Genomic DNA, 20,566 nt, shown 5'->3' on the forward strand with positions numbered 1-20,566 from the left:
ATTTAAGGGGCTTCGGTTCGAGACACTACCTTACGACCGCCGGCAGCACTTCGAATTTCCAGAATTTTTCCGGGCTGAAATAGGTTGTGGCGAATTCGCGGATAGTTGAGGCCGTAACCTCGTCGTAGCCGCTGAGATTGCCGCGTATGCGGTCCAAACGACGCGGATCCGTCTGGGCGCCGCGCAGATATTCAATCCAGTATTCGTTGCCCTGCCGCTGGTGCTTCAACGTCTCGATGATGGGTTCGCGAGCGCGTGCGAGCTCGTCGGCGGAGACATCATGCGACCTGAGATCATTGGCGATCTCGTCGACAAGTGCATAGAAGCGCGCGAGCTTTGTCGGATCCGTCTCGACATAGAAATAGGCGTAGCCATAGCCGGGAATTTCCCTCGACAGATTAACGTCGCCCTCCAGCGCGTAGCTTGCCCCTTCTGCAATGCGAAACTGGTCGGTCAGCCTATTCTGGAAAATCTGGGTGACAACATTGGCTGTGAAGGAGCGCGGGAGATCGGAGAGCAAATCGCCGATGGGAGCCCCGACGACGGCGGCGGCGCTATCTGCCCTTCCCTTATGGGTCTGCAGAACGGGCTTCTCGGTGGCCGCCGGAAAACGCACGTTACCCCAATCATTGCTCGCCGCCGCCTCCGGGCGTGGCGGCAAAGCGCCGAATGTTTCAGCTGTCAGCCGGATGGCGTCGTCCACCGTCACATCGCCGACGATGGTGATATCGATCGGGCCATTGGACACCACCGGCCGGAACAGCGCCTCGAAATCGCCCGGCTTGGCGGCGGACAACTGGGCGCGATCGGGAAAGGTCCAGCGCGGGTCGCCGGAGTGGACGAGACCTCCGAGGTTACGGCTGACAACGCCGCCAGGGGTGGCCTCATACTGATCGAGGCCGCTCAAATAGGCCTGCTGCACCCGCTTGAACGCCTCGGGGCGGTATGCGGGATCGGAGGTGTATGCCGACATGAGTTGCAATTGCGTCGCCAGATCCTCAGTCCGCGTACGACCGTCGAACTTCAAGGAGCTGTCGCCTACCGAGACGTCGAGGCCGACGATGTTGGCGGTCAGCGCCTTCTGGATATCCTGGTAGTCCATGGACTTCACGCCGGACAGCGCGACCGCCGGCGATGCCCAGATCGGGAGGGGACGGTCATGCGGCAAGTCCAGCCGGCCGCGGCCGATATCCTCGCGCACCAGCACTTCATTGGCGCGCAGCTTGGTTGGCTTGACGGTAAGCCGTACGCCGTTGGAAAAGCGCACCATGGTCAGGCCGAGATCTTCGACGGCGCGGCGTTCGACCACAGCGCCCGGCGCGCCGAAATGGGTGTAGGGCCAGGCGACATCGGCTGCACTGGACGGCGCCGAGACGGCAATCGCCTTGGAAGCGTGATAGACCTGCCGGAGCGCGTCGGCTCCGCCCTGCGGCGATTGGGCGGTCTGGAGCACGATCTGCGGACCATTGCCGGAGAAAGCACGCTGCAGGGCCTGATTGACCTCGGCCGCGGTGACGCCGTTCGTCACCCTCTCGAACAGCGAGAGGTCGTCGGCAGGCGACGTGAAGACCTGATTGTCATCGATGCTGCCAGCCAGCGCGGAAGCGATGTCGGTGGTCGTGCGCGTCGCGGCTCCGGCGGCAGCAGCCTTCAGGGCCGAGCGATATTCGAGGATTTCGCGATCGATCTCAGCCTGGGCAACGCCGAACTGTTGAATACGACGCTGTTCCTGGTCAATGGCCCCGAGTGCCGCCTGCCATTTGTCCGGTTCGGAATTCGCCGTGACTAGGACGACGTGAGCGGAATCGAGGAGATCCTGGGAGCCGACGCCGGCGCTGATGAAAGGCGCGTCCGCCTTGCTGGCGATGGTGCTGACCCGGCGTTTGAGCACCATCAGACCGAGATCTTCAATAAGCTGGGTGCGGCGCTTGCCCAAGGTGTCGGGCGCCGCGTCATAGGGACGCGTCCAGGCGATCTGGACGCTGGTCATGCCGCCGGGAACGACGACGACGTCCGCGCTTTCGCCTTTCGTCCGCAGCGCGCCGGTATCCTGACTTGCAGGCGTCGGTCCTATGGCCTTCCAGTCGCCGAAGCGCTGCCGGATTTCGATTTCCATGGCAGCGGGGTCGATATCGCCCACCACGATCAGCGTCGCCCGATCGGGCCGGTAATTGGCCCGATAGTAATCGCGGACGAGGTCCACAGGCGCATTGCTGATAATATCGGCTTTACCGATCGGCGGGCGCATGGTCACGCGCCGGCCGGCGAGCAATGAATTCATGATTGCGAGCCCCGCGCGGTACTGCGGTGTATCGCGCAGCCGCTCTTCCGACAGGATGACGCCGCGCTCGCGATCGAGGGCGCCGGCATCGAGGGTCAGCTCGCTCGCCGTTTCTCGCATCAGCATCAGGCCCGTGGAAAGCGTCTCTGGATCGACCTCGGGCAAATCGAGTGCATAGACAGTCTCGTCATAAGAGGTATGGGCGTTGGTGTCCGGTCCAAAGGCCAGGCCCTTGCGCTGCAGGATACGGATCATCTCCCCTTCGGCGACATGCGTCGAACCCTTGAAGGCCATGTGCTCGAGAACATGCGCCAGGCCCTGCTGGTCGTCGTTTTCCTCCAGTGAGCCGGAGCCGATGCGAAAGCGGATCGCTGCCTGTCCTGATGGCGTGGCGTTGCGCATGATTGCAAAGCGCATGCCATTGGCGAGCAGGCCGAAATGGACATTGGAATCGGCTTGAATGTCGCTTTGCGTTTGCGGCCAGGGGGTGGACGGCGTGTCGGCATAGGCCGGCGATGCGAAAATTGCGACAAGGGAGACCGTCGCGAGAAACCGCCAAGCGGCGGCGCATTCCATTTGATTGGGAGACATTCTTATCCAGGCGATGAGCATGAAGAGAGGAAACGGCTTTGACCCGACCATTCCATAAGTTGCATATCGCTTCAACTTCCATGTGTGAATGGATAAGACGCAGACAATTCGCGTCAGAGCTCGCGGGAGCTCCATAGAAATCTTAGAATTATCGTATAATATATTGATATTTAAATTTTATGGCGGTGACCTCCATCGTCATTCCCGATGAATTCCCCACATCTCGTCAATTGTCAGATCCCTGTCATCGAGCCTGACTAAAGGATTGCGCTTCGACGCTGTGACCAAGAGGACGCATTCGATGGCGACATTGCAGCAAGTCGCATTCCGGGCAGGATGTTCGCTGGCGACGGCAAGCCGGGTTCTCAATCGCAACGGGCCGGCCAGCGATCTGATGGTGCGCAAGGTGCGCCGTGCCGCTGCCGAACTCGGTTATCGCCCGGCCGGCCATGCTGTCGGGCGGCTCGGGCGCAGACCGGTAATCGGCGTCTTGATCCCGAGCATCACCAATCCCGTCTTTGCCTCGTCGCTGTCGAGCATCCAGAACCGCATGCTGGTCGCCGGCCATGGCGTCTTGATCGCCCAGTCGAATTACGATCCGGCACGCGAGGCCGATGCCGTCGCCGCACTTCTGAATGACCGGCCGACCGGGCTGATCCTCACCGTCTGCGACCCGTCGACGAGCGAGGCGCTGCTGCCCAAGCTGCCTCCGACCGTGCTTCTCAACAACCTGCCGACGGCGCAGTTTCCGGCGGCGGTCACCGCCGATAATCGCGGCGCCGGCCGGGAGATCACGACGTTCCTGATCGGCATGGGCCACCGCCACATTCTCTTTCTCTCCGGCAACTTCGCCGCCTCCGATCGCGCTCGTCTTCGCTACCGGGGCTACCTCGACGCCATGGCCGAGAACGGCCTGACGCCGCTTGACGCGATCCAGATCTCCTTCGTCGGCGGCTATGACCAGCTCGATCTCAGTGCGGCGATGACCTCGCTTTCGCCGACGGCGATTATCGCCTCCAACGATCTTCTGGCGCTCGGCGTCATCGGCGCGCTGAAGCGCGAGGGGCTGTCGGTACCGGGGGATGTTTCGGTCGCCGGCTTCGACGGCATCGCCATCGGCCGGCTGATCGATCCGCCGCTGACAACCATTGAAATGCCGGATGCCAGCATGGGCGCGACGGCCGCCTCGCTGCTGCTCGACATGGCGGAGAATGCAGCCCCTGCCCGCCACCTCGACGTCGCCTATACGCTGCGCCGCGGCGGCACGGTGCGCGCCATCTGAACCACCCGGAAATAAAAGGCCGCCGCGCGCTCGGCGTGGCCGCCCCTTCTTCTGACGCGGAAAGCGATCAGCTGCGCGGCAGCATGCCCTCGACGTCGGCGGCGGCGTCGTCGAGCGCTTCCTTCGGCTCGGCCGACTGGTCGACGATGCGCGAGAGATTGTCGACGATCGTCTGCGTGACCTTGACGCCGTTCGAGCCGGGGAAGGCATACCAGGGGATCATGACCGGCATCTGGCTGAGGCCAGCCTGGAACAGCGGGTTCTGTTTGTAGAAATCGCCGAGATACTCGGGCGACTTGGCGGCAAGCTCGTTGTTCGGGACATAACCGGTGCCGGGCACGACGACCGAGGCGCCGTAAGGGCCGGCGGCGAATTTGGCGAACTTCCAGGCGGCGTCCTGCTTGGCGGCGTCATGGGTCAGGATGACGACGGCGTTGCCGCCTGTGGGAAGACGGCCGTTCACCGGATCGATCAGCGGGATCTTGGCGGTGCGCAGATCGAACTTGTTGCCGACATTCTTGATCGTGTTGCGCAGCGCGCCTGTGGTCTGGAACTCGAAACCGACCTTTCCGGCTGCGAAAGCCTGTTCGCCGGCCGGCTTGGTGAAGACGGGCATGCCGCCCTCGGTGACCAGACGATGCAGCACCTCGACGGCCTTCTGACCTTCCGGACCGTTGAAGGCGACCTTGCTTTCGCCGTCGTTCAGCATCTTGCCGCCGGCGCCGAAGAGCAGCGCTGAAAACATCCAGTCGTCGCCCTGCCAACGGAAATCGATGCCGTCGACGCCGTTGCCGAGCGCCTTGATCTTGCCGCCGAGCGCAATGACCTCGTCCCAGGTCTTCGGCGGATTATCAGGGTTGCCGCCGGCCGCCTTCACGAGATCGGCGTTGTAATACATGATCGGGTTGGAGGTCGCGAAAGCGAGGCCCACCTGCTTGCCCTTGACCTGGGCGAGCTTGAGGATCGTGTCGGAGAAGCCCTGCTCGGCCATGTTGCCGTCCTTCTGGACGAGCGGGCCGAGGTCGACGGCGACATCGCGTTCGTCGAGCATGCGCAGGCGGTTGAGGCCGATGAAGGTGATATCGGGCATTTCGCTGGTGCCGACCTGGCGAAGGATCGTCTGGATGCCTTCTTCATAGGTTGCAGACGGACTGGCGAACTGGATCTTGATATCGGGGTTCTCAGCCATGAACTTCTTCGAGATCGTGTCCATCACGTCCTTGAAGAAGCCCGGCATCGGGTAGTGAACCGTCAGCGTCGTCTCGGCATGCGCGGGAAGCGCGATTGCCATCGATACGGCCGCTGCGGCGAGAAGCTGGGTGATATGTTTCATCGCTCGTTCTCCTGGTTGAAGCCGGTCAGCCTTTGAGACCGGTCATGGTGATGCCCTCGACGAAACGCTTCTGCGCAAGCAGGAAGGCGGCGACGAGAGGAAGGGTAATGATCAGGGTCGCCGCCATCAGCGCGCCGTAGTCGTCGCCGGCCTCGGCGGCGCGGAAATACATCAGCCCGAGCGGCGGCGTGGCATAGTCCTGCTTGCTGATGACGATCAGCGGCCAGTAGAGATCGTTCCAATGGGCGACGACCGAGAAGATCGCGAAGGCGGTGACCGCCGGCCAGGCATTCGGCACGATGACGCGGGCGACGATGCCGAGCTCCGACATGCCGTCGAGACGGGCGGCATGGATGAGATCGTCGGGCATGGCACGGAAGAACTGCAGGAACATGAAGATCGCGAAGACCGAAATCGTAAAAGGCGCGATCAGGGCGGCATAGCTGTTGAGCAGCGCGGCGCGGTCGAAGGCGACATAAAGCGGCAGCGCGGTCGCATGGATCGGCACGAGAAGGCCGAGCATGACCAGCACCATCATGGCGCGGGCCGCGCCGAAACGCAGCTTCGCCATGGCGTAGGCGCAGGGGATGGCCACCAGCACCTGAAAGAGGAAGATCAGCCCGCAGACGACGACGCCGTTCCACAGGAGCCGCGCCATCGGCACCCGGCTCAAGGCCTTGGCGAAATTCTCGGCATAGGCGAAATGCGCCGGGATGAGCGACAGCGACGAGGTGAAGATGTCGCTCTGCGTCTTGCCGGCCGCCGAGATCATGAAGATGTAAGGGGCGAGGAAGATGATCGCCCCGAGGGAAAGCAGGCTCAGGCGGATGGCCCTGCCGAGGGAAAAAGCGCTTGCCGTCATGTGTAATGCACCAGGCGGTCGAGAATGCGGTACTGCAGGAACATCAGCACCACCAGGATCATGAGGAAGACCACGGTCATCGCCGAGGCATAACCGACACGCAAATAGACGAAGCCTTCCTGGTAGATCGTGAAGAGCAGTACCTCAGATGCCTTGTTCGGGCCGCCCTCGGTCAGCGTCTTGACCGTCTCGAAGACCTTGACCGCATTGGTGATGCTGATGGTGATGACGAAGAGCGTCGTCGGCCCGAGCATCGGCCAGGTGACCAGCAGAAAGCGATCGAAGGCGGATCTGGCGCCGTCCACTTCGGCTGCGGCGTAAAGCTCGCGCGGGATCGCCGTCAGACCGGCCAGGAACAGCACCATGTTGAAGCCGGCCGATTGCCAGACGCCGATGATCGACAGGCTGTAAAGCACGGTGCCGGAACTGCCGAGCCAGTTCGGGCCGGGCAATCCCACAAGCGACAGCAGCGCATTGAGCGGGCCGATCGTCGGGTGGAACATATATTGCCAGACGGTCGCCATGGCGACGATCAGCGAGGCGACCGGCAGGAAATAGGCGGTGCGGAAGAAGCTGCGGGCAGCGGTCTCGCTCTCGATCAGCATGGCGATGCCGAGGCCGAGCAGGATCGAGACGGCGCCACGATCGCCGTATAGACCGTCGTATTCCAGAGCGATTTGCGAAATGTGCGGTCGGTGATCAGATGCGCGTAATTCTCGAATCCGACGAAACGGAACTTGCCGTAACCGAGTTCGAAATCGGTAAAGCCGAGCACAACGACAGCCGCGACGGGCAACAGCACGAAGAGAAAAAGCAGGATCATCGCCGGCAGCACCAGCATCCAGGCGATGCGGGCCTCGCTGCGGCGATGAGCAAGGGCGGAATTATCGGGGATGGCCAGGGAGGCGATACTAGCCATGCGCCCTCTCCCGCTGGGCATCGGAAGCGCCAGCGAGCCCGGCATCCGCAGCGCTGAGCAGGGCATCAGCGTTGCTGAGCCCGGCATCAGCAGAGCTGAGCCCGGCATCGCCGCCGGCGACGAAGCCGGCCAGCCGGCTGCCGTCCTCGGCAAAGATCAGCGTGCGGCCGGGCGACAGTCGCAGTCCCACGGCATCGCCGGCCGCGAGCCCGGAGGCTTCGGACGGCTGTACCTTGGCGATGACGGTCTCACCGATCGCGTCGAGCCGGCAATGGAGGATAACCTCGGACCCCAGGAATTCGACGCGTTCGATCCGGGCGGCAAGGCCGTCATGCCGGCTCTTGGCGAGAAAGACGAATTCGGGGCGAATGGCGAGCGTGACCGGCATCTTCCCGGCGGGTGCATTTTCAAGTGTCAGCCGCAGGCCGCCGCAGAGAACGACGCCGCCTTCGGCAAAGGCCGGAAGAAGGTTAATCGGCCGCCCATCATCACCGCGACGCGATCCGCCATCGACAGTGCTTCCGCCTGGTCATGGGTGACATAGAGCGTCGGCACGCCGGCGCGGCGATGCAGGTCGACGATTTCACCTCGGGCGTGAACGCGCAGGTTGGCGTCGAGGTTGGACAGCGGCTCATCCATCAGGAAGATGCTCGGCTGGCGCACCATGGCCCGAGCGAGCGCCACGCGCTGGCGCTGGCCGCCCGACATCTGGCCGGGTTTGCGGTCGAGCAGATGGTCGATCTTCAGCGAGGTCGCCATATCGCGGACGTCGCGGGCGATCGCCGCACGGATGGCGCGCTGGCCGGGTATCAGCGATCCGATGAAAGGCAGCCGCTGCATCCTTGAGAGCCGGCGCATCGCCAGCGGCACGGCGATATTCTGAGACGCCGTCAGATGCGGATAGAGCGCGTAGGACTGAAAGACCATGGCGATGTTGCGCTCGGCGGCCGCCACACCGGACATATCTTTACCGCCGATCAGAATTTCGCCGCGGTCGGCATGGTCGAGGCCGGCAAGGACGCGCAAGAGCGTGCTCTTGCCGCAGCCCGAGGGGCCGACCAGGGCGATGAATTCACCGGCCCCGACATCGAGGCTGACGCCGTTGAGGATCTGATTGCCCCCGAAGGCCTTGGTGATGCCGCGAAGCGAGAGCGCGCTCATTCGACAGGTTCCCGCTGTTTAACCGCCTGGGGATAGACCTCGAGCACGACATCATCGAGCACATGCGCAGTCATCCCGGGAACGGCGACGATCTGGCTTTCGACCGATGTATCGAACTCGTGGACGACGGCGCCGATCAGGCGCTCGCCCGGCATCTCGCGCTCCATCTTGTCGATGATGAAGGCAGCCGACGGGCCCCAGGTCAGCTGGGTGCTGTCGAAACGACCCTGCCAGGCCCAGTGAAGGTGCCCGCTGGCAAACAGCGCCACGTCATGGGCTGCTATCAGATCATAAAGCCGCCGGCGCTGAGCCGGGCGAACGCTCCAGTAGCCGGTATCGCCTTCGTCGGGTGCATCGACGAACAGCGGCTTGTGCGCGAAGAGAGCCACGCGCCGCCCTGCCCGGTCTTCGAGCGCCTTGGCGAGCCATTCGAACTGCGCCTCTTCCTCCTCATCCTCATGACCGAGAAGCAGCGAATTCAGGCCTATGAAGCGCCAACCGGCCGCATCCTCCAGCCAGCGATCGTCACCGGCAAGGCTGCGCCAACGGGCCAGCCGCTCGGCGTTGACCGGCTGGTCGGACCCCTTGAGATGGCCGACATCGTGATTGCCGGGCACGATCAGCATCGGGATCGACACTTGCCGCATCAGATCCATCGAGAAGGTGATGTCCTCGTCCTTGTCGGCGCCGTCGACGGTGAGATCACCGGTATGGACGATCAGATCGGCGCCGGTCGCTTCGATCCAGCTCAGAAGCGGCGCCCAATTGCCGTTGAAATGCGGCTTGTTCGGGCTGAAATGGGTGTCGGTGATCTGAATGATTTTCATGAGGGCGCGTCTCCGAGACCTGGGAAGCGCGTCACGGACGCTCCCTTCTCGGACCCTCTCTAGAAGGCTCGCATGTCAATCAGACATCCGCGGTTTTCAGCTGTTTTTCAGTTTTGACATCAATCCGTCATGCAGGCGCAGACCGCCCCCGAGAATGGGGGCGGCCAGCGGCAGGGTCTGCGGCGATCAGTGCCTCGGCGCGGTGGCGGGAATAGACGAAACCGTTGCCGAAACGGGGTCGCTTGCCGGAAAGCTATCTTCCAGGCCTTCGTTCAGCTCCTCTTCCAGCGTTTCGCTGTCATGGGTCGAACGCGCACTCGGCTGGCCTTTCAAACCCTTGCTGCCTTCGTCGAAGTTGCCGTTGCTCAAGGCGTCGTAACGGTTGATGCTGCCGTCTGCGCCGCGGCCCGGAAAGGCGGTCAGCTGAACCATCATCACCTTGGCGTGGTCGAGCACCGTCGAGGCGTCGAGCTCGCCATGGGAGTTATCGATTTTGACGGAAACCGATTCGCCGCCCTCGCCCAGGAATTCGACGGTGAAGAAGTCGCCGGACTGTGTCACGCGTGTATCGATCAACTGCATGGAAACCTCCTGTGTTCATGCCGGATCAACGGCGGGCGGCATCAGGAGTTCCAGCGACGATACCATTTCAATCGGAGTGCATCTTGCGCCGGAGGTGCAGCGGCTGAGCCTCGGCCGGAATTTATGGTTAATTTATTAATAATTCAGCTTCTATAATTGGAACCACGCGGCCTTTCCGCGTGTTGATGCTCCGCCGTGGAGGAACCCCGATGATCCTGAAAATCTTTGCTCCTGAGATCGACGTCGATTGCCCTGATACCGGCACCTATGCCGATGGAATCTTCGCCGAAAACCGTATCGACCTTTCCTCGCGCCGCAGCGGCGGCCGCCGCTCGTCACATGAGCGCGATTACGGCTCCGACAGGAAACTGGAGAACCTGCCGCTCGGCTTCGCATGACATTCTGCACGATTAGCGTTCGCCATGCTGGGTGAGCGTCGGGGCTGGGTGAACTTTGTCATCGCCCTCCTGCTGTTCGGCACGCCGGGTGAATTAGTCGCGGCCGGCATTCTCAAAGCAGTCCTGCTCGCGCGGACTTTCGCCGGCGATGCGAACTAGCGCAAATCGGTCGGGAAGCCAAGCTTGACGGTCGTTCCGTGCCCGAGAGAGGAATAGATGGATGCCTCTCCGCCGCTCTGACGGACGAAGCCGTAAACCATGGCCAGACCAAGCCCTGCTCCGCCATGTCCGCCTCGTGTGGTGAAATAGGGTTCGAAAGCTTTGTCTACGACCTCTGGGCTCATGCCTATACCGCTGTCGGTCACCGAGATCAGCAATTTGTCTTCCTTTGCCGTTGCACCGATAGCGATGACGCCTCCCGTCGGCATCGCTGCCGAAGCGTTGAGACAGAGGTTCAGAACGGACTGCTCCAAGAGGGCCGCGTCGAGCGATACGACCGGCAGTCCGGCATCCAGGTCCAGCTTGATATGGCACTTTGCGCCGATGGCGATCTCCAGGATATCGGCCATTCCACGAAGGAGGCTGGCGACATCCACGGGGCTTGGATAGAACGGCTGCTGGCTGCCGATCGACAGCATGCTGCCGGCCAGCGACCGTCCTCGCTCGGCAGCCTTGCGAATTCGCGCAATGTTGCGTTTTTGCCGATCGTTGAAGCCGGTTTCACGCTCGAGAAGGCCGAGGCTGCCGGTGATGATGCCGATCATGTTGCCCACTTCGTGGCTCACCTGATGCGTCATGCGCATGATGCCGTCCAGTCGCTGAACCTTTGCCGCTTCTGCCTCCTGCCGATCCATCAGCGTGACGTCGCGTGCTAGAAGAACGATGCCGCCCTCCGGCTGTCGTGACATGGAGATCTCGATCACCCGCTGGTCGCCGGTGCGATGGCGGACGACTGCGCGTTCCGACAGAGTGCCGCGCTCCGGATCGGAGGGCAGCAGGGCGGGATCGATCTCCGGCACCGGCTCGACAAACCGGCGCAGCGGCAATTTGCGCGCGGAACCCGAATGGCCGAACAGTTCGATGATCCGCCTGTTCATGGTGATCGGTCGCCCGATCCTGTCGAAAAGCGCAATCCCCTCGTTCATATTGCGAAAGGTTGAACGGATGGTGCGAGCGGCGGCTTCTGCCGTGCGTCTCAATCGAGACACACGATCCACGCTGTCCTTGAAGGCGCGGAAGGCGTCCAGCAGACGCACAAGCTCGGTTTCATTTCCACGGTAGGCTGGCGGACCCACTTCGTTCTCGCCCTTGGCGAGCGCATTCATGCCGTTCGACAGCGCCACGATGCCCCGTGACACACGCATGACCGACCGAATGGAGAAAATCGCCATGATGAGCACGAGCAGGAAAGCCAAGCCTACGGTTACCAGAAGCCGGCTCAAAGCATCGGAGGTCGAAAGCAGATCGTCGTTCAGCTGGCGTGCAACTGCATCACTTTGCGTCTCCGTTGCATGGGAGAGGTCGCGGGAGACGGCATGCAGCTTTGCGACCGCCGCCCGGATGGCGAACATGTTCAAGAGATATCGTGTCTGAGCTTCGAACACGCGCTCATACGGCTGAAGCTCGGCGGCCTCGGTTTTCCCCTGCGCGGCCGTCGTATCCGCCACGTATCGTCTGCGAAGTTCACCGAGCTGGAAAAGACTGTCGGAGGTGGAAGCCGCTTGCACGATTCCATTCACTTGACGGCGCAGATCCTGATCGACGATGCCTTTCCCGGTCGCGACCTCCCCCAGCGCCACGGCAGCTTCAGCCTTGTGATTCTGGGCGGCGTCGGCATCCCTGGCAAGCACAAGCGTCTGTGTCCTGATAAGATCGAGAAGCTCAATCATCCTCGGGCTCGCAAAGCCGCGGGCAGCCTCGCTTGCTCCGTGAGGCGCGGCCGTCTTCAGCAGGCTGTCGACCTGCAGCACGACAGCGCGGCTCTCGCTCGCCACCCGGTATGGCGAGGTCGAGTTCATCAGGAAGGGCGCGCTCGACACCAGATCGGAGACTTGCCGGGAAACGAGCGAGGCCTTGGCGAGGCTCGTGAAGGCCTGCAGGCCGTAAGCTGCCATTTCGTCACGGGCGCGCTGCAGCCCGTAGATCGCGATCGCCGACAGGCTGAACACCAGGAAGCAGATAAAGGCAATCGCGAACGGCAAGCGAAAGGCAATCGACGACAGAAAGGAGCGGCAGATCACGCGGACGGCTCGCCGTCGCCGGTGTGCAGGACATAGCCCTTTCCGCGTCGTGTCTTGATATGGCGCGGGAGGTCGGGATTGCGTTCGATTTTCCGCCGGAGCCGCAGAACCAGGACGTCGACGTTGCGGTCGATGTAGCGATCGCTTTCCGAGCCAAGCCGCTCGAGGATCTGCGCCCGGCTCACCGGCTGGTTGGGGGTCTGCGCAAGGATTTCAAGCAGGGCGAATTCGGCCGTCGTCAGCGTTTTGCTGCGGTCGGCGAGGCAGACGGCTTGCCGGCCCATCAGGTCGATGGCCCAATCGCCAAGCAGCAGAGAGGGACGTTCGTGCTCCCGCTCACTCTCCTTTTCCTGTTTCAGTGAGGGCACGGTTCGCCGCAAGACAGCTTTGATGCGGGCCGTCAGTTCGATCGGTTCGAACGGCTTGACGACATAGTCATCCGCAGCGGTTTCCAGGCCGAGAACACGATCGGCGGCACTGCCGGCTGCCGTCACCATGACGATACCGATATTGGCATCCGACCGCAGTTTTTGGGCGAAAGCCCGGCCGGATGTCCGCGGCAGGTTATGGTCGACCAGCACCAGATGCATCTGCTCTCGTGCCAGAATATCGGTCGCCTCTTCGGCGGATCCCGCGCAGGTCGGAATCCACCCCTCGGCCTCGACGAGATCGGAGATAAGTTCCGCCATATCCGGATCGTCCTCGACGATCAGAATTCGAACCTTCTGATTCAGCACCGCGTGATCCTCCCGGCGCCATCATAGGCATGCCGCCGCCAATGTTCAAAGACACTCTGATGATGAGGTTTGTCACATTTGTAATGAATGTAACGTCGCTCCGCCCGGCGATGAAAAATCGGTAACCATTCTTCGATTGCGGTGACGCGAAGATCTGACATGCTGGCTGTGGATATTGGAACGGGAGGTTCCAAGGGAGGCTTGCGTGAGGATATTGACCGCTTTTGCTGCGGGCATGGCTTTCTGGCTGTGCGGCGCAAGCCAAGGCATGAGCGAGGCGCGATTGAACGTCCTGTGCGGCGTCGACGAAGCCTGGTGCATGGCCATGGAAAAAGCGTTCGAAGCCCGCGCGGGTATCGATATTTCGATGGTTCGCAAGAGCACCGGTGACATACTCGATCAGATCCGGGCCGAAAAATCACATCCGACAGTGGATGTCTGGTGGGGTGGAACCGGTGATGCCCATCTACAGGCTGCCTCAGAGGATCTGCTCGATCGATACCAGCCCGACCATGAACACGATATGCTGCCTTGGGCGCAGAACTTCTTTGCTATGTCCGGCTCCCGTTCGGCCGCCATATATGCGGGGGCTTTGGGTTTCGCCTACAATTCCGACCTGCTCGCAGCGCTGAAGCTTCCGGCCCCGACCTGCTGGCAGGACCTGACGAAAGAGGCCTATCGCGGCCATATCCAGTCCGGCAATCCGAATTCCTCCGGAACCGCTTTCACAATGCTGGCCACACTCGTGCAGCTCCTCGGCGAAGAGGAGGCGTTCCGTTACATGGCCGCGCTCAACCGCAACATCGTCGAGTATACCAGGTCCGGCTCGGCGCCGGTAAAGGCTGCGGCCCGCGGTGAAATCCTGATCGGCATCTCGTTCATGCATGACGCGGTAACCCTGAAGGAAGCGGGCGCGCCGCTGGTCATCGTCGCTCCCTGTGAAGGAACGGGCTACGAAATCGGTGCGGTCAGCATCGTCAAGGGTAGCCGCAATGCCAGGGCCGCCCAGGCATTCGTCGATTTCACGCTTAGTCCCGAAGGCCAGGCGACAGGCGCTGCGGCCGGCCAGAACCAGGTTCCGTCGAACGCCAAAGCGGCTCTGCCGCCGGCTGCGCCCGACATCACCATGATCAAGATGGTGGATTATGACTTTGCAACATTCGGCTTGTCGGATGAGCGAAGTCGGCTGTTGACCCGCTTCGACACCGAGATCTCCCCGACCCAATAGGCCGGTATCCGACTTTCATCCGAACTCGACAACACGGTGCGATCGACGCGCCGCGACGGGCAGCGCTTGTGCCGCTGACCCAACACCCTCTCAGACGCAAGCAACAGGAGGATACCCATGCGACTGACAGTTCTTTCCACGCTTCTCTTTGCCGGAACGGCGCTGGCTGCCGGTTCGGTCCAGGCCGTCGGCGAGCTTAACCTCATCTGCTCGGCCGATGTCGTCATCTGCGAGCAGATGCAGGGCGACTTCGAAAAGGCTCACGACATCAAGGTCAATATGGTGCGTCTGTCGTCGGGCGAGACCTATGCCAAGATACGCGCCGAGGCTCGCAACCCGAAGACCGACATCTGGTGGGCCGGCACGGGGGATCCGCATGTCCAGGCAGCATCGGAAAACCTGACGCTGGAATACAAGTCGCCGATGCTCGACCAGTTGCAGGATTGGGCAAAGAAGCAGGCGGAGAGCACCGGCTTCAAGACGGTCGGCGTCTACGCCGGTGCGCTCGGCTGGGGTTACAACACCGAGATCTTCAAGACCAAGGGTTACAAGGAGCCCCGCTGCTGGGCCGATCTCCTGGCGCCGGAATTGAAGGGCGAAATCCAGATCGCCAATCCGAACTCCTCGGGCACTGCCTATACGGCTCTCGCTTCGCTGGTGCAGATCATGGGTGAAGACCAGGCCATCGACTATCTGAAAAAACTGAACGCCAATGTCTCGCAATACACCAAGTCCGGATCGGCTCCGGTCAAGGCGGCGGCGCGGGGCGAAACCGCCCTCGGTATCGTCTTCATGCATGACGCCGTCGCCCAGACCGCCGAAGGCTTTCCGGTCAAATCGGTCGCGCCATGCGAGGGCACCGGCTATGAAATCGGCTCCATGTCGATCATCAAAGGCGCCCGCAATCTCGACAACGCCAAGGTCTGGTACGACTGGGCGCTGCGGCCCGAAGTGCAATCGCGCATGAAGGATGCCAAGTCGTTCCAGCTGCCGTCGAACAAATCGGCGGAGGTGCCGAAGGAGGCGCCGAAGTTCGAGGACATCAAGCTGATCGACTACGACTTCAAGACCTATGGCGATCCGGCAAAGCGCAAGGCCCTGCTGGAGCGCTGGGACCGGGAAGTCGGCGCCATTGCCAACTGAAGATCGATAAGTGGCGCGGCATCCCGGACGGATCCGGGGTGCCGCTCCATTCTCCCATTTCATCAACGTGAAATAAGCGAGGTATGCCATGAGACGTGGCAATCGCCGATTGGACATCGTCCTTGGCCTGGGGGCGGCTGCCCTGATCCTGGTCCCGTGGTATCGCATCGAGGGCGGCTTCTTCGGATTCAAGTGGCTGTCTGCCTTCCCGTTCTCCGCCGATACGGCGCCCGGGCTGCTGCAAATCCTGCAGCATGGACGAACCTGGCTTGCCGGCGTGGTCCTGCTGTTTTTGCTCGGCTGTTTGGCGCGCCTGGTGCGCGATCCGATGCGGCGCGGAAGCTTGCTCGCCTCGCTCGGCGCCGTCGGCCTCGTCTTCCTGTCTCTGCAGGGATTGGCGATCGGCTTTTCCGGCTGGACCTGGGCAATCAGTGAAAACCTATTCGGCATATTATCCGAGGGACAGCCGTCGATGGGTGCCGGCGCGGTCCTCTTGGCGCTTGTCTTCGTTCTCCTCTTTGCGTTCGGACTGGCCGAACGCGGGGTGATGAAGGGGGATGCCTTCATCGTCGGCTCGATTTGCATTCTCGCGTTTCTGGTCACCGTCTTCGTTTTCTACCCTATCGGCAGCATGTTCATCGCTTCGGTGCAGGACTTCGATGGCTCCTTCAATCCGGATGGCCTTATACGCAACATTCAGGACCCCGGCATTTGGAGCCTGGGCTGCATAGCGGGCGAAGAACGTTGCGGTGTTGCCTGGCGCACACTCCTTCTCGCCGTCATGACAGCTTCCGGCTCGACCCTGCTCGGCCTCGGCTTTGCGCTGGTGGCGACGCGCACGCGTTTTCCTTTCAAAAAGGGATTGCGCCTGCTGACGGTGCTGCCGATCATCACGCCGCCCTTCGTCATCGGCCTGGCGCTGACGCTGCTGTTCGGCCGCGCCGGCGTTATCACCGAGGCCTTGTCCAGCCTGTTGGGTATCGAGCCAGGCCGCTGGCTCTATGGGCTCACCGGCATCTGGATCGCCCAGGTGCTCTCCTTTACGCCGATCGCCTTCCTCGTTCTTATCGGCGTCGTCGAAGGCGTCAGCCCCTCGATGGAGGAGGCATCGCAGACCCTGCGTGCCGGTCGCTGGCGCACGTTCTGGCGCGTCTCCCTGCCGCTGATGAAGCCGGGTCTCGCCAACGCCTTCCTGATCGGGTTCATCGAGAGCATGGCCGATTTCGGCAATCCGCTCGTGCTCGGCGGCACGCATGGCGTACTTTCGACGGAAATCTTCTTTGCCGTCGTCGGATCGCAGAACGATCCGTCGCGCGCGGCCGTTCTTGCCATCGTGCTCCTCTGCTTCACGCTCTCGGCATTCCTCACTCAGCGTCTCTGGCTATCGGGCAAGAGCTTTGCCACGGTCACCGGCAAGGGCGACAGCGGCGCTCATATCGCATTACCGCGCGGCCTTTCCATTGCCGTGCATGCGGTGGTCGTTCCGTGGATGATTTTCACCGTCGTCGTTTATGGAATGATCCTGATCGGCGGCTTCGTGAAAACCTGGGGCCTCGACAACTCGCTGACGCTCGACCATTACGCTCGCGCCTTCTCGATCGGTTTCGACAACGGCGCAATTGCGTGGACCGGCGTGGCGTGGAACTCCTTCTGGACGACGATGGAAATCGCGCTCGTCTCCGCGCCCCTGACCGCTGCGGTGGGCCTGCTCACGGCCTATATCATCGTACGGCAGAAATTCGTCGGGCGGAACGTCTTCGAATTCGCGCTGATGATGAGCTTCGCCATCCCCGGAACGGTCATCGGCGTCAGCTACATCATGGCTTTCAACCTGCCTCCGATCGAGATGACCGGCTCGGCGCTGATCCTCATCCTCTGCTTCGTCTTCCGCAACATGCCGGTCGGCGTACGCGGCGGGATCGCGGCGATGAGCCAGCTCGACAAGAGCCTGGACGAGGCGTCGCTGACTTTGCGTGCGGACAGTTTCCGCACGATCCGCAAGGTGATCCTGCCGCTGCTGCGGCCAGCCATCACCGCTGCCCTGGTCTACTCTTTCGTTCGCGCCATAACCTCGATCAGCGCCGTCATCTTCCTCGTCAGCGCGGAATACAACATGGCCACGTCCTATATCGTCGGCCTCGTCGAGAATGGCGAGTACGGCGTGGCGATCGCCTATTCATCCATGCTGATCGTGGTGATGAGCATTGTCATCGCCGGCTTCCAGCTCGTCGTCGGCGAGCGCCGCCTACGCCGCGAAAATCGCGTCGCCGGCACCAGCTCAGCTCCCTCTGTTCCTCTCGGTCAGGAGAAAACCGCATGATCACCGTCAAACCCGGTTCCGTCACCTTCCAGAATGTCCGCAAGTCTTTCGGTGCATTCACGGCCATTCCGGACCTTTCCCTCTCCATCGAGCCGGGCACGCTGGTGACCTTGCTCGGCCCATCCGGCTGCGGCAAAACCACCACGCTGCGCATGCTGGCCGGGCTCGAGCATCCGACATCCGGACGTATTCTGATCGGCGGCGCCGACGTTACCATGCTGCCCGCCAATGAGCGCGACGTGTCGATGGTGTTTCAGTCCTATGCCCTGTTTCCGCATATGACGTCGCTGGAAAATGTCGCTTACGGTCTGCAGTCGTCGGGCCTCGGCAAGAAGGAAGCGCGGGAAAAGGCCGAGGAAGGATTGAAGCTCGTCGGCCTTGCGGGCATGGGCCATCGCCTGCCGGCCGAGCTTTCCGGCGGCCAGCAGCAACGCGTCGCGGTTGCCCGCGCGCTTGTGCTCGAGCCGCAGGTGCTGCTGCTCGACGAACCGCTCTCCAACCTCGATGCACGCCTGCGCCGCCGGGTGCGCACGGAGATCCGCGAACTGCAGCAACGGCTCTGCTTCACCGCCGTTTATGTCACCCATGACCAGGATGAGGCTCTGGCGGTGTCCGACCGCATCATCGTCATGAAGGATGGCGAGATCGCCCAGTCCGGGACGCCGCGCGAGCTCTATGAAGCGCCGGCATCGTCCTTCATCGCCGATTTCATGGGCGAGGCCAATGTCATCCCTTGCGAGGTGATCGCCGTCGAAGGGACGGAGGCGCTTATCCGCGTGGCCGGCGTGGACCATCGTTTGCCAAGCCGCAGCGCAAAGCCCGGCATGGCAAAACTCGCCGTCAGGCCCGGATCGATTACCATAGCGGCAGCCGGCCAGCGGGGGCTGCCGGGACGCGTACTCCATAGTGCCTATCTCGGCGGACATGTCGAATATGAGATCGAAACCGATGTCGGAACGCTCTTCATCATCGACCATGCCGTCGAAAGAAACCTGCCGCCTGCGAGCGATGTCACACTCGGGTTCGAGAACCGTGGCATTGCGCTGATCAATGCCTGAAACATTTGGGCCTGAAACATCTGGGCCTGAAACATTTGGGCCTGAGACATTTGGAATGCGAATAAAGGATAGCAATATGACGATGCATGACACTGATCTGGAGCGGCGCTTCACCCTGGCCAAATCCCTTGCTGCGGAGGCTGGTGCTTTGGCGTTCGACTATTTCAATAAGCGCGAGACTCTTGTGATCGAGACCAAGCGCGATCTTCAGGATGTCGTGTCGATCGCGGATCGGAACGTCGAGACCTTCCTCCGTGAGCGGGTTGCGGCAGCAATTCCCGAGGACGGTTTCCTCGGCGAGGAGTTCGGCCATCAAGCGGGACGTTCCGGCTACACCTGGGTTGTCGATCCAATCGACGGCACGGCGCCCTTCGTCAATGGCATGCCCACTTGGTGCGTTTCTGTCGCTGTCCTCTACCAGGGCGTCCCGGTCGTCGGCGTGATCCAAGCGCCTTGCGCGAACGAGCTTTATGCCGCAGCCCTTGGCCTTGGCGCGAGCTTGAATGGCGAGATGCTTTTGCTCGATCCCTCCCGCACGATACAGAACGCCATGACCGGTATTGGCTGCAATACGCACGTCGCTCCGGAGGTTGTCGGCTCCATCATAACGGCGTTGCTCGCCAGCGGCGGCACGTTCATTCGCAACGGCTCCGGAGCGCTGATGCTTGCCTATGTGGCTGCAGGGCGTCTCGTCGGCTATTATGAGCCTCGCATGCGGGCTTGGGACTGCTTGGCGGGTTATTGCCTGGTGAAAGAAGCTGGAGGCCAGTATCTGCCCTTCCCGACCGAGGGCGAAGATTTGTTCAAGGGGCATCCCGTCCTGGCCAGCAATGTTTCCGCATATCCGGAATTGTTGGCGATTCACAATCTGCGCGACGGCAATAGAACCGCACTATAGAGCAGGCTTACGTGGCGGCGAGCGCACGGCTGACAACGGCGGATGGTTGCGCCTACAACTGATTGTCATAATCTGCCATGAACACGCTCAGGCGGGTGAAGAATCAGCAAATTCAACAATCCCCAATTGCCATGAAGACTCCGAAAAAACGCAGCAAGCCTCGACCAGACAAGTCTCAGCCATTGCTGCGGCAGCTCGCCGCCGTTCCTGCCAAGCTGTTTTCGGGTGCATTCCGCCAACAGTACGGCGCGATTTGCTTCCGCTACGCCGATGACAGACCGGGGATCGAAATCCTGGTGATAACATCGCGCGAGAGTGCGCGTTGGGTAATTCCGAAAGGGTGGCCGATGAAGGGGAAGAAGCCGTTTGAAGCAGCGGCGATCGAAGCCTGGGAGGAAGCAGGTGTGCGCGGAGCGGTATGGAAGAAGCCGATCGGCCGCTACACCTATCTGAAAGAGCTCGACGATGGCGACATAGCCCCCTGCATCGTCGACTTGTTTCAAGTCGAAGTCATCGAGGTCAGCGATGGCTTCAAGGAGCAAGGACAGCGTATTCTCGAATGGGTCAGCCCCGATGAAGCGGCACGACGCGTTCGCGAGATCGAACTCAAGTCGCTGCTCGTCGAATTTGAAGTCCGCGGTCGCAAAAAGCGCGCCCCTCGCTGACGGCAGTCAGCCTCCATCGCAAGGTAACTTGCATGATGATA

The 20,566-nt window shown here is 61.8% G+C and carries 16 protein-coding genes and 2 pseudogenes; 9 read left to right on the top strand and 9 right to left on the bottom strand.

Features of this window, described 5'->3' with window-relative positions:
* Positions 1 to 25 precede the first annotated feature (25 nt).
* Positions 26 to 2,872, bottom strand: a complete 2,847-nt coding sequence (locus tag CO671_RS23850; RefSeq protein WP_245425030.1) for an insulinase family protein — start codon at positions 2,870 to 2,872, stop codon at positions 26 to 28.
* Positions 2,873 to 3,173: 301 nt separating this feature from the next.
* Between CO671_RS23850 and CO671_RS23855 the strand changes: the two genes are divergently transcribed.
* Complete coding sequence (locus CO671_RS23855; protein ID WP_097607968.1) at positions 3,174 to 4,154, top strand: substrate-binding domain-containing protein; 981 nt, start codon at positions 3,174 to 3,176, stop codon at positions 4,152 to 4,154.
* Between the two features lie 67 nt (positions 4,155 to 4,221).
* On the opposite strand, the gene CO671_RS23860 is transcribed toward CO671_RS23855, so the two are convergent.
* From CO671_RS23860 to CO671_RS23885, 6 genes and pseudogenes are all read right to left on the bottom strand, one after another.
* Positions 4,222 to 5,487, bottom strand: coding sequence for an ABC transporter substrate-binding protein (locus CO671_RS23860; RefSeq protein WP_097607969.1), 1,266 nt, complete (start codon positions 5,485 to 5,487; stop codon positions 4,222 to 4,224).
* A gap of 25 nt (positions 5,488 to 5,512) precedes the next feature.
* Positions 5,513 to 6,349, bottom strand: coding sequence for a carbohydrate ABC transporter permease (locus CO671_RS23865; protein WP_097607970.1), 837 nt, complete (start codon positions 6,347 to 6,349; stop codon positions 5,513 to 5,515).
* Positions 6,346 to 7,268 (bottom strand): annotated as a pseudogene (locus CO671_RS23870) (sugar ABC transporter permease). The gene CO671_RS23865 and the pseudogene CO671_RS23870 overlap by 4 nt, the downstream one beginning before the upstream one ends.
* Positions 7,261 to 8,429, bottom strand: a pseudogene (locus CO671_RS23875) (ABC transporter ATP-binding protein). Before CO671_RS23875 ends, CO671_RS23870 begins: the two co-directional pseudogenes overlap by 8 nt.
* The gene (locus CO671_RS23880) at positions 8,426 to 9,256 is read right to left on the bottom strand and encodes a metallophosphoesterase (protein WP_097607971.1); all 831 of its coding nucleotides are present in this window, start codon (positions 9,254 to 9,256) and stop codon (positions 8,426 to 8,428) included. The pseudogene CO671_RS23875 and the gene CO671_RS23880 overlap by 4 nt, the downstream one beginning before the upstream one ends.
* 186 nt (positions 9,257 to 9,442) lie before the next feature.
* On the bottom strand, positions 9,443 to 9,838 hold the full coding sequence (locus CO671_RS23885; protein ID WP_010035230.1) for a hypothetical protein: 396 nt from the start codon (positions 9,836 to 9,838) through the stop codon (positions 9,443 to 9,445).
* 209 nt (positions 9,839 to 10,047) lie between these two features.
* Between CO671_RS23885 and CO671_RS23890 the strand changes: the two genes are divergently transcribed.
* The gene (locus CO671_RS23890) at positions 10,048 to 10,236 is read left to right on the top strand and encodes a hypothetical protein (RefSeq protein WP_010035239.1); all 189 of its coding nucleotides are present in this window, start codon (positions 10,048 to 10,050) and stop codon (positions 10,234 to 10,236) included.
* A 24-nt stretch (positions 10,237 to 10,260) separates the two neighbouring features.
* The gene (locus CO671_RS34525; protein WP_010035242.1) at positions 10,261 to 10,395 is read left to right on the top strand and encodes a hypothetical protein; all 135 of its coding nucleotides are present in this window, start codon (positions 10,261 to 10,263) and stop codon (positions 10,393 to 10,395) included.
* On the opposite strand, the gene CO671_RS23895 is transcribed toward CO671_RS34525, so the two are convergent.
* Positions 10,392 to 12,476 carry an ATP-binding protein gene (locus CO671_RS23895; RefSeq protein ID WP_010035244.1) on the bottom strand — a complete coding sequence of 695 codons (2,085 nt, stop codon included), beginning with the start codon at positions 12,474 to 12,476 and terminating at the stop codon, positions 10,392 to 10,394. The genes CO671_RS34525 and CO671_RS23895 overlap by 4 nt on opposite strands.
* Positions 12,473 to 13,213: a response regulator transcription factor gene (locus tag CO671_RS23900; RefSeq protein ID WP_097607972.1), complete on the bottom strand. Its 741-nt coding sequence runs from the start codon at positions 13,211 to 13,213 to the stop codon at positions 12,473 to 12,475. The genes CO671_RS23895 and CO671_RS23900 overlap by 4 nt, the downstream gene beginning before the upstream one ends.
* 235 nt (positions 13,214 to 13,448) lie before the next feature.
* On the opposite strand from CO671_RS23900, the gene CO671_RS23905 reads away from it, so the two are divergent.
* From CO671_RS23905 to CO671_RS23930, 6 genes are all read left to right on the top strand, one after another.
* Positions 13,449 to 14,441 (top strand): ABC transporter substrate-binding protein, encoded by a 993-nt coding sequence (locus tag CO671_RS23905; RefSeq protein ID WP_097607973.1) that lies wholly within the window; start codon positions 13,449 to 13,451, stop codon positions 14,439 to 14,441.
* Positions 14,442 to 14,558: 117 nt separating this feature from the next.
* Positions 14,559 to 15,584, top strand: a complete 1,026-nt coding sequence (locus CO671_RS23910) for an ABC transporter substrate-binding protein (RefSeq protein WP_097607974.1) — start codon at positions 14,559 to 14,561, stop codon at positions 15,582 to 15,584.
* Between the two features lie 88 nt (positions 15,585 to 15,672).
* Positions 15,673 to 17,904, top strand: coding sequence for an iron ABC transporter permease (locus CO671_RS23915; protein ID WP_097607975.1), 2,232 nt, complete (start codon positions 15,673 to 15,675; stop codon positions 17,902 to 17,904).
* Positions 17,901 to 18,962, top strand: coding sequence for an ABC transporter ATP-binding protein (locus CO671_RS23920; protein WP_097607976.1), 1,062 nt, complete (start codon positions 17,901 to 17,903; stop codon positions 18,960 to 18,962). Before CO671_RS23915 ends, CO671_RS23920 begins: the two co-directional genes overlap by 4 nt.
* Before the next feature lie 76 nt (positions 18,963 to 19,038).
* Complete coding sequence (locus CO671_RS23925; RefSeq protein ID WP_097608036.1) at positions 19,039 to 19,860, top strand: inositol monophosphatase family protein; 822 nt, start codon at positions 19,039 to 19,041, stop codon at positions 19,858 to 19,860.
* A gap of 131 nt (positions 19,861 to 19,991) precedes the next feature.
* Positions 19,992 to 20,525 carry an NUDIX hydrolase gene (locus tag CO671_RS23930; protein ID WP_097607977.1) on the top strand — a complete coding sequence of 178 codons (534 nt, stop codon included), beginning with the start codon at positions 19,992 to 19,994 and terminating at the stop codon, positions 20,523 to 20,525.
* Positions 20,526 to 20,566: the final 41 nt, after the last annotated feature.

Origin of the sequence: Rhizobium sp. M10 (assembly GCF_002531955.1) — a bacterium.
GTDB lineage: Bacteria > Pseudomonadota > Alphaproteobacteria > Rhizobiales > Rhizobiaceae > Rhizobium > Rhizobium etli_C.

Coding starts and splice junctions, on each gene's coding strand:
- CO671_RS23850 (WP_245425030.1), bottom strand. CDS start 2,872: ATGTCTCCCAATCAAATGGAATGCGCCGCCGCTTGGCGGTTTCTCGCG.
- CO671_RS23855 (WP_097607968.1), top strand. CDS start 3,174: ATGGCGACATTGCAGCAAGTCGCATTCCGGGCAGGATGTTCGCTGGCG.
- CO671_RS23860 (WP_097607969.1), bottom strand. CDS start 5,487: ATGAAACATATCACCCAGCTTCTCGCCGCAGCGGCCGTATCGATGGCA.
- CO671_RS23865 (WP_097607970.1), bottom strand. CDS start 6,349: ATGACGGCAAGCGCTTTTTCCCTCGGCAGGGCCATCCGCCTGAGCCTG.
- CO671_RS23880 (WP_097607971.1), bottom strand. CDS start 9,256: ATGAAAATCATTCAGATCACCGACACCCATTTCAGCCCGAACAAGCCG.
- CO671_RS23885 (WP_010035230.1), bottom strand. CDS start 9,838: ATGCAGTTGATCGATACACGCGTGACACAGTCCGGCGACTTCTTCACC.
- CO671_RS23890 (WP_010035239.1), top strand. CDS start 10,048: ATGATCCTGAAAATCTTTGCTCCTGAGATCGACGTCGATTGCCCTGAT.
- CO671_RS34525 (WP_010035242.1), top strand. CDS start 10,261: ATGCTGGGTGAGCGTCGGGGCTGGGTGAACTTTGTCATCGCCCTCCTG.
- CO671_RS23905 (WP_097607973.1), top strand. CDS start 13,449: ATGGCTTTCTGGCTGTGCGGCGCAAGCCAAGGCATGAGCGAGGCGCGA.
- CO671_RS23910 (WP_097607974.1), top strand. CDS start 14,559: ATGCGACTGACAGTTCTTTCCACGCTTCTCTTTGCCGGAACGGCGCTG.
- CO671_RS23915 (WP_097607975.1), top strand. CDS start 15,673: ATGAGACGTGGCAATCGCCGATTGGACATCGTCCTTGGCCTGGGGGCG.
- CO671_RS23920 (WP_097607976.1), top strand. CDS start 17,901: ATGATCACCGTCAAACCCGGTTCCGTCACCTTCCAGAATGTCCGCAAG.
- CO671_RS23925 (WP_097608036.1), top strand. CDS start 19,039: ATGACGATGCATGACACTGATCTGGAGCGGCGCTTCACCCTGGCCAAA.
- CO671_RS23930 (WP_097607977.1), top strand. CDS start 19,992: ATGAAGACTCCGAAAAAACGCAGCAAGCCTCGACCAGACAAGTCTCAG.